The following is an 8,540-nucleotide window of genomic DNA, read 5'->3' on the forward strand; positions in this document are numbered from 1 at the left end:
AAAAGCGCGGGTCCACCATGGCCAGGCGCAGCAGCGAAGGCTCCAGCGCCACGATGGCTTCGCGCACCGGCACCAGCAGGCGCGGGTCTTGCGCGACCTGGTTGACCAGCTTGCGGACCACTTCCAGGCCGAGTACCTGGCCGACCTGCTTGGCTTCTTTCTTGAGCTGCGTCCGGACGATGGCCCGCTCGCGTGGCCGGGCATAAGAGCCCCATACCTGCGGGCTGAGCTGGCTGCGCTCGTCGACCATGCGCTGCGGCCTGTCTACCGCGGGCAGGTTCTGGTATTCGGGTGAGGGCCTGCCGGACGAGTCGCCCAGCGGGGCGCCGGAGGAGTCGGGCGCATCCTGCAGCGCCACCAGCTCTTCTTCAACGGTCTCGTAATAGGACGGCGCCAGCCCATGGTGCGCGTTGCTGCCGCCGTGGAACAGGAAATCCTGGAACAGCTCGTCCCGGATTTCGTAATTGGAAAGATCGGCGTACTGCGGGGGCGGCTGTTGCCGTGCGGAGGCGCCCGTTCCGTTGCCGTCCCCATCTCCGCCCGCGCCGCCGTTGCCGGAGCCAGGTCCGCCACTTCCATTTCCGGGTCCACTTCCTGATCCATTTCCGCCGCCATTACCCTTGGCCCGGGTCTGGGCCACGCTGGCGGGGGTTTGCAAAACGCGGTAGCTGGCGCCCTGCACATTGGCCAGCTCCAGCTGGTTGACCAGGCGTTCGTAGACCAGCTTGAGTTCGCGTCCCAGCGGCGCGGCAAGGTAGCGCAGCCACAGCGAGACAATGGCCGGCGCGGCATTGCTGGCCGTGATCATTTCGCGCAGGGTTTGCGCGAACACCTCGGCGCGCAGCGGGTTGAGCTCCGGGCGCACGTTGGGCAGCCCCTGTACCGTGCTGATGAGTTTGTCGAGTTCGGTCAGGACATGGTCGACCGCGGGCAACACCAGCTGAAGCAGCCGCGACGATTCAATCGCCTGGGACACGTCGTCGTCGCCCACCAGCGAAAAATTGGCATAGGACAGTGCGGCGAACGCGCTGGAAGACGCGGCGACCGATGCCGCGAGCTGGTCTGCCGAGGCGGTGGGTGTCCGGACTGCTTGCGCCGCAACGGCCGCATTGGCCTTGAAGTGCACCAGCAGGTCTGCCGGATACTGGGCGCTCCACGCCGGCTTGTTTTTTTGCAGCTCGCGCCAGGCGGTCGCCAGCTCGTCCCGCTCGACGACTTTCTGATTTTGTGTTTCAGCGAGCTGCAGCCCCGCCACGGCGTCGTCTACGCACCGTTCCAGCGCAGGTCGGGCGGCTTTGGCAGCTGCCTGAAGACAGGATTGAAGAACGTCAGGTTGCGAAGCCATCGAGGAGTTCGAGAGAATAGGTATTAATCACACGTTGCCGGCCAGCTTGCAACCATCCATGGCCGGAAACGGGGGAAGCCCAAGGGTAAAGGCCAACTGTGATTTCATGGATGTACTTGCAAAGTGTTTCATTTGCTTTCCAACGCATACATTTGAGTTACTTCTACATTGGCGCAGAACAGCCCGTTATCACGCCCTAAAACCCGCCAATACCGGACACGGCCGGATTTAGGGTTTAAACAGTGCTTTGTAAAGGTCAGTTCCACGCAACACCCGGGCAGGCCACGGCTCGTCAAACGACTGTCTCAACCGGCCCTCGCGCTCAGGTGCAAGCGTTTTGTAAGAAGTGCCAAAATTTACGGTAAATTGGCCCGCAGCCCAATCCAGATGCGCGCAAGCAGCTACTAAATTAATAGCGCGTGATGTTTCCCGAACTGAGCTACCGGCTGCAACGATCGTTGCAGCCGGTGCCGATTCTTTGACGGGTCAGTGCGCCGCCTTCACCTTGAGCCGCCAGGCGTGGAGCAGTGGTTCGGTGTAGCCGCTCGGCTGCTCCAGGCCTTTGAAGACCAGGTCGCAAGCCGCCTTGTAAGCCGACGAGGTTTCGAAGTTGCTCGCCATTTTCTGGTACAGCGGGTCGCCTGCGTTCTGGCCGTCGACGACGGCGGCCATGCGCTCAAAGGTTTCCTTGATCTGCGCCTTGGTCACCACGCCGTGCAGCAGCCAGTTGGCCATGTGCTGGCTTGAAATGCGCAGCGTGGCGCGGTCTTCCATCAGGCCGACGTTGTGGATGTCGGGCACCTTGGAGCAGCCCACGCCCTGGTCGATCCAGCGCACCACGTAGCCGAGGATGCCCTGGGCGTTGTTGTCCAGCTCCTGCTGAATTTCTGCGGGCGTCCATTTGGCGTCGGGCGAGACCGGCACCATCAGCAGCTCGGGCAGCAGGCGCGCGATTTCGGACTTCAGATCGACTTTCTTCTCGATGTCTTTTTGCACCGCCGCCACGTTGACCTGGTGGTAGTGCAGCGCGTGCAGCGTCGCGGCCGTGGGCGAGGGAACCCAGGCCGTGTTGGCGCCGGCCTGCGGGTGCGAGATCTTGATCTTGAGCATGTCGGCCATCAGGTCGGGCATGGCCCACATGCCTTTGCCGATCTGGGCGCGGCCGCGCAGGCCGCAGGCCAGGCCCGTCAGCACATTGCTGCGCTCATAGGCGCTGAGCCAGGGGCTGATTTTCATGTTGCCTTTGCGGATCATCGGGCCGGCCTGCATGGCGGTGTGCATTTCGTCGCCGGTGCGGTCCAGGAATCCGGTGTTGATGAAGGCCACGCGGCTGGAGGCGGCTGCAATGCAGGCTTTCAGGTTGACGCTGGTGCGGCGCTCTTCGTCCATGATGCCGAGCTTGACGGTGCTGTCGGGCAGGCCCAGCACTTTTTCAACGCGGCGAAAAAGCTCGTCGGCAAAGGCGACTTCGGCGGGGCCGTGCATCTTCGGCTTGACGATATAGACCGAGCCCTTGCGCGAGTTCTTGATGCCCGCCTTGCCTTTGCGTTTCAGGTCATGGATGGCAATGGCCGTGGTGACGACGGCGTCGAGGATGCCTTCCGGAATTTCTTTTGTCGAGCCGTCCGCAGCGGTGTACAGCACGGCCGGGTTGGTCATCAGGTGGCCCACATTGCGCACAAACATCAGCGAGCGGCCGTGCAGCGTGACGGGCTTGCTCTTGGGACCTTTCGGTGAGATGTACTCGCGGTCCGGGTTCAGGCCGCGGGTGAAGGTCTTGCCGTCCTTGGTGACTTTTTCGGTCAGCGTGCCCTGCAGGATGCCCAGCCAGTTGCGGTAGGCCAGCACCTTGTCGTCGGCATCCACCACCGCCACCGAATCTTCCAGGTCCAGGATGGTCGACAGCGCTGCCTCGACCACCAGGTCGCTCACACCGGCCGCGTCTGTTTTGCCGATGGGCGTTGCGCGGTCGATGCGGATGTCCAGGTGCAGGCCGTTGTGCTGCAGCAGCACCGACGACGGCGCGGATGCCGCACCTTGGTAGCCGATAAACTGACTGGCGTCTTCCAGCGCCGTTGTCTTGCCGCCTTTCAGGGTGACGACCAGCTTGCCGCCCTTGACTGCGTAGCCCGTCGAATCAATATGCGAGCCCTTTTTCAGCGGTGCGGTGCGGTCCAGCACGTAACGTGCGTACTCAATCACCTTGGCGCCGCGCACGGGGTTGTAGCCTTTGCCTTTGGTGGCGCCGTTTTCTTCAGAGATGACGTCGGTGCCGTAAAGCGCGTCATAGAGACTGCCCCAGCGCGCGTTGGCGGCATTGAGTGCGTAACGCGCGTTCAGGATAGGCACCACCAGTTGCGGGCCTGCCTGCTTGGAGAGTTCGGCATCCACGTTGCCGGTGGTGATGGTGACCTTTTTTGGTGAAGGCACGAGGTAGCCGGTTTTCTCGAGGAAGGCGCGGTAGGCCTTCATGTTGGTGATGGGGCCTGGGTTGGCCTTGTGCCAGGCGTCCATCTCGGACTGCAGGCGGTCGCGCTCGTCGAGCAGGGCGAGGTTACGCGGGGCCAAATCGGCCACGATGGCGTCAAAGCCTTTCCAGAAAGCGGCGCTGGCCACACCAGTGCCGGGCAGCACCTCGTCTTCGATGAAACGGTAAAGCCCTGTCGCAACCTGGAGGCGGTGACTCGTGATGCGTGGCGTGTTGGTTGTGGTGGTCATGGTGTGGTCCCTTTACTCAAATGGTGCAAAAAAAAATCAGAAAATGCGTGATGCCAAATCACTGCAGCGGCAGCGAGAGCACATCGCGCAGGCTGGTGCCGGTGTGTACGGGCTGTGTGCCCAGCTCTTCAAATGGCAACTGGTAACGGTTGACCCAAAGTGTCTGGTAGCCATACCAGGTGGCGGCCAGCGCGTCCCAGCTGTTGCAGCTCACGAAGGCGATGTGTTTCGCTTCCAGCCCGGTGGCTTCCAGCCCGAGTGCATAGGCTTCGGGTGCGGTCTTGTATTTGCGGATGCTGTCCACGCTGATCACGTGGTCCAGCAGGCCTTCCAGCCCGGCCGACTTGACAGCCACGTCCAGCATGGAGGGGTCGCCGTTGGACAGGATACCGGTGGTGATGCCGCGCGCCTTCAGCGCCTGAAGCACCTCGCGGTTTTCGGGGAAAGCCGACAAATGGCGGTACTGGTTCATGAGCTGCTCTTCCTGGGTGGCGCCCAGGTCCAGCCCCAGCCTTTTGCACGCATAACGCAGGCCAGCGCGCGTGAGCTCCCAGAACGGCCGGTAGTGCGCGCCGCCATTGCTGATGGTCACCAGGCGCGTGTATTCAATCTGTTTGTCGCGCCACAGCACGCCCAGCGCGTCGCCCTTGCCCGGAAACAGCTGCTCCGCCAGCAGGCCCACGCTGTACACGTCGAACAGCGTGCCGTAGGCGTCAAACAGCACGGCACGAAGCTTGGGCTGCGAGTGGGGGCGAGGCTTTTCCATAGGCTCCTACTGTATTTGATACTTCAAGCGTTATTAATCACTATGAAATAGCTTTATCCATGACATTTATTTAGGTAATCGGGTGTGGATAGGCTCCTCCACCATTCCAAAAAAGTGATGGGCAGAGCAATCCGCTGTTTGGCATAGCTCTTGCATCTTGTCTTGTACACAAGAATGGATGCTTTAAATTGGTGCACATGTCCTCACTGCCAACGTCTTCCGGGTTGCCTCTTCCTCCTGGCCGGGCGGCGGTGCCTGCTTCCCCTGAGGCGCAGCGGGCGCCCGAGGCCTGGATCACGAGGACGCCATCCTTCCCCTTTGGCGATAGCGGCGCGCTGGCCGGGCTGTCATTTGCAGCCAAAGACAACATTGATGTAGCGGGCGTGCCGACCACCGCCGCGTGCCCTGCCTTTGCGTACACCGCTGCTGCGCATGCTGCCGTGGTGCAGAAACTGCTCGATGCGGGGGCGCGGCTGCTCGGCAAAACCAATCTGGACCAGTTTGCCTGCGGCCTGAACGGCACGCGCTCGCCGTACGGCGCCGTGCCCAATGCCATCAACCCGGCGTATGTGTCTGGCGGGTCCAGCTCCGGCTCCGCTTACGTGGTGGCGACCGGGCAAGCAGACTTTTCGCTTGGAACCGACACGGCCGGCTCGGGACGCGTGCCTGCAGGCCTGAACAACATCGTCGGTCTGAAGCCCTCCAGGGGTTTGATCAGCGCGCGCGGCGTGGTGCCTGCGGCCCAAAGCGTCGATTGCCTCTCGATCTTTGCGCGCACCGTGGCCACCGCCGCGCGGGTGCTGGAAGTCACCATGGGTTACGACCCGCTGGACCCGTACTCGCGCGTGCTGGCCATGGCCGACACGGCGTTGCCCGCACGTTTTCGCTTCGGCGTGCCTTCATCACTGAACTTTTACGGCGATGCCATGGCCAGTGATGCCTTTGGCGATGCCATTGCCCGCATGAAAAGCCTGGGCGGCGTGCCGGTCGCAATCGACTATGCGCCACTGGCCGAAGCCGCCGGCCTGCTGTATGAAAGTGCCTTGGTGGCAGAGCGTTACACCGCTGTTCGGGAGTTCTTTGACGCACATGAAGAAGAGGTGATCGAGCCGGTGCGCAGCATCATTGGTGCGGGGCGTCAGTACAGCGCTGCCGATTTATACGCGGCCCAGACGAAGCTGCGCATGCTGGGCCAACAGGCCGCTGAGATGTGGGGGGACATCGATGTGCTGCTGGTACCCACAGCGCCCACGCACTACACGCAGCAGGCCATGCAGCGCGACCCCGTTACGCTGAACCGCCATCTGGGCACGTATACCAACTTCGTCAACCTGCTGGATTACGCGGCTGTCTCGGTGCCGAGCAGCCTGCGCACCGACGGCCTGCCTTTCGGCATCACCCTGGTGGGACTGGCCGGCAGCGATTGGCAACTGGCCGAACTGGGGCAGCGCTATCACCACGCCACAGGCCTGATGCAGGGCGCACTGAATGACCCACTTCCTGCGCCGCAGCCGCTGGCGGGTATCAAGCTGCAAGCTACCGTCAAGGTGGCAGTGGTGGGCGCACACCTTTCCGGCATGCCGCTAAACAATCAGCTCACCACACGCGGCGCCACCCTGGTCGGGCAAACACGCACCGCGCTGGACTATCGCCTCTACGCGCTGCCAGGCACGGTGCCGCCCAAGCCGGGCCTGTTGCGTGTGGCGGCCAGTCAGGGCGCACGCATCGCACTCGAAATCTGGGAGATGCCGGTTGAACACTACGGCTCGTTCGTGGCGCTGATTCCCGCCCCACTCGGTATAGGCACGCTCGACCTGGAAAACGGCAGCAGCGTGCAAGGCTTTGTTTGCGAGGCAGAAGCTTTGCAGGGCGCAGAGGACATCACGCACTTCGGGGGCTGGCGCGCGTACATCGACTCCCTCAACTCCGCCGCACCGGCCTGAGCGCCCACCTCATCGATCTCTTCATCGATCTTTCATTCATCACACGCAGGAGCATTTCATGAAGCCCGTACGCAAACCGCTATCCGCCATCTCCGGCCTGGCACGCCGCACGCTGCTCAAGGCCACGGCCGCCGGCTCAACGCTGGCACTGTTGGGCATGCCCGCCATCCTGCGCGCGCAGACAGGGCCGAAAATCCGCATAGGCTACTGGCCCATCGCGGCCGGCCTGCCGTTCTACTCGGCCATCGAACTGGGCTACTTCAAGGAAGCCGGCCTGGACGTGGAGGCGCTCAAATTCGCCGGTGCGCAGCAAGTGATGGAGGCGGTGCTTTCGGGCCGCGCCGACGGCACCGCCAACGGCACCGGCTCGGCCAACATCGCCATCGGCGAGATCGCCCAACCCGGCACCTTCAAGATCTTCTGCTCCAACCCGAGCAACGTGAAAAACGTGCTCGACGAAGTGATTGTGCCGGCGGCCAGCCCGGCCAAGGTCATGGCCGACCTCAAGGGCAAGCGCGTCGGCTCGGGTCCCGGCATCCAGAACGTGACGTTGGCCAAGACCGTGCTGGAGCGTGGCGGCGCGACCGGCGCGACCGTGGTCGAGCTGCCCATCGGCCAGCATGTGGCTGCGCTGGCCGCCGGGCAGATTGACGGCGCCTACACGCTGGAGCCCACCGGCACCATAGGTCGCATGAACGGCACGACCCGCGTACTCGAAGCCGGCGTGATCGCGCGTTACGTACTGGGCGACCCGATGGCGCCCTGGTTCGGCGGCTCGGCTTCGTTGTCGTCGGACTTCATCAAGAAGAACCCCGACGCTGCCAAAAAATTCGTCGCAGCCTACGGCAAGGGCGTGGCCTACGTGCGAAGCAAATCGGTGGAGGCGCGCCAGTACCTCAAGGGCTACACCGCCATCGAGGGGGCACTCACCGGCGAGGTGCCGCTGGCCGCCTACACCATGTACAACGAGTTCACCCCGGCTGACGTGGCGCACTTTCAGAAATTTTTCGACCTGTTCTCCGAAAAAGGCATCTTCAGTTCTCGCCTCATCGTGGACACCATGCTCTACAAGGGCTGAACGCCATGAGTACACCCTCCCCCATGACGGCAACGCCCGCCAAGCCCTGGACGCCTCCGGCCGCGCCGACGGCCGCCGTGCAGCGCAAGCCGGCGCTGGACAAGGCCCTGCCTTTCATCGGCCCGGTGGTGCTCTTCATCATCTGGGACCTGGCTGTGCGCCTGGGCTTTATCAAGGCCATCCTGTTGCCGCCTCCGCTTGATGCGCTGGGCGCGCTACTCAGCGGCCTGGCCGGCGGGCCGTTGCTCAAGGACTTTGCGGTCACCGTGTGGCGCACGGTGCAGGCGTTCATGATCGCTGCCGCAGTCGGCATGCCGCTGGGCGTGCTGCTGGGCAGCAATGAAAAAGCCTACCGCAGCGTGGAGTTCCTGATCGACTTCTTCCGCTCCACGCCGTCCTCGGCGCTGATCCCACTGTTCCTGATGATCTTCGGTGTGTCGGACATCAACAAGGTGGCGATCGCCGCGTTCGGCGCCATGCTGATCGTGGTTTTTAACAGTGCTTACGGGGTGATCAATGCGCGCAAGCAGCGCGTCATGGCCGCGAAGGTCATGGGGGCTTCTCGCTGGCAGGTATTCAAGGACGTGCTGATCTGGGAAAGTCTTCAGCCGAGTTTTGTCGGCCTGCGTTCGGCGGTGTCCATGGCGCTGGTCATCGTGATCGTCGCCGAGATGTTCATCGGGGCCGACA

At 63.0% G+C, this 8,540-nt stretch carries 6 protein-coding genes; 3 read left to right on the forward strand and 3 right to left on the reverse strand.

The window, feature by feature from the left end:
* From ABI546_RS19705 to ABI546_RS19715, 3 genes are all read right to left on the reverse strand, one after another.
* Nucleotides 1-1,345: DUF1631 family protein (locus ABI546_RS19705; protein WP_348049389.1), on the reverse strand; the 1,345-nt coding region annotated here is incomplete at its 3' end.
* Between the two features lie 486 nt (nucleotides 1,346-1,831).
* The gene (locus ABI546_RS19710) at nucleotides 1,832-4,063 is read right to left on the reverse strand and encodes a malate synthase G (RefSeq protein ID WP_348049391.1); all 2,232 of its coding nucleotides are present in this window, start codon (nucleotides 4,061-4,063) and stop codon (nucleotides 1,832-1,834) included.
* 58 nt (nucleotides 4,064-4,121) lie between these two features.
* Complete coding sequence (locus tag ABI546_RS19715; protein ID WP_348049393.1) at nucleotides 4,122-4,829, reverse strand: haloacid dehalogenase type II; 708 nt, start codon at nucleotides 4,827-4,829, stop codon at nucleotides 4,122-4,124.
* Nucleotides 4,830-5,026: 197 nt separating this feature from the next.
* Here ABI546_RS19715 and atzF point away from each other — a divergent pair, with 197 nt between their 5' ends.
* The 3 genes from atzF to ABI546_RS19730 all read left to right on the forward strand — a co-directional run.
* Nucleotides 5,027-6,772: an allophanate hydrolase gene (atzF, locus tag ABI546_RS19720; RefSeq protein WP_348049395.1), complete on the forward strand. Its 1,746-nt coding sequence runs from the start codon at nucleotides 5,027-5,029 to the stop codon at nucleotides 6,770-6,772.
* 58 nt (nucleotides 6,773-6,830) lie between these two features.
* Complete coding sequence (locus ABI546_RS19725; protein WP_348049397.1) at nucleotides 6,831-7,850, forward strand: ABC transporter substrate-binding protein; 1,020 nt, start codon at nucleotides 6,831-6,833, stop codon at nucleotides 7,848-7,850.
* 5 nt (nucleotides 7,851-7,855) lie between these two features.
* On the forward strand, nucleotides 7,856-8,540 hold a 685-nt coding region (locus ABI546_RS19730), incomplete at its 3' end, for an ABC transporter permease subunit (protein WP_348049399.1).

It is taken from the genome of Polaromonas sp., assembly GCF_039932935.1.
In the GTDB taxonomy this organism is placed as follows: Bacteria; Pseudomonadota; Gammaproteobacteria; order Burkholderiales; family Burkholderiaceae_C; genus Polaromonas.

What these genes read in the sequence shown, in the direction of transcription:
- ABI546_RS19710 (WP_348049391.1), bottom strand. Translation starts at nt 4,063, where the DNA reads ATGACCACCACAACCAACACGCCACGCATCACGAGTCACCGCCTCCAG.
- ABI546_RS19715 (WP_348049393.1), bottom strand. Translation starts at nt 4,829, where the DNA reads ATGGAAAAGCCTCGCCCCCACTCGCAGCCCAAGCTTCGTGCCGTGCTG.
- ABI546_RS19725 (WP_348049397.1), top strand. Translation starts at nt 6,831, where the DNA reads ATGAAGCCCGTACGCAAACCGCTATCCGCCATCTCCGGCCTGGCACGC.
- atzF (WP_348049395.1), top strand. Translation starts at nt 5,027, where the DNA reads ATGTCCTCACTGCCAACGTCTTCCGGGTTGCCTCTTCCTCCTGGCCGG.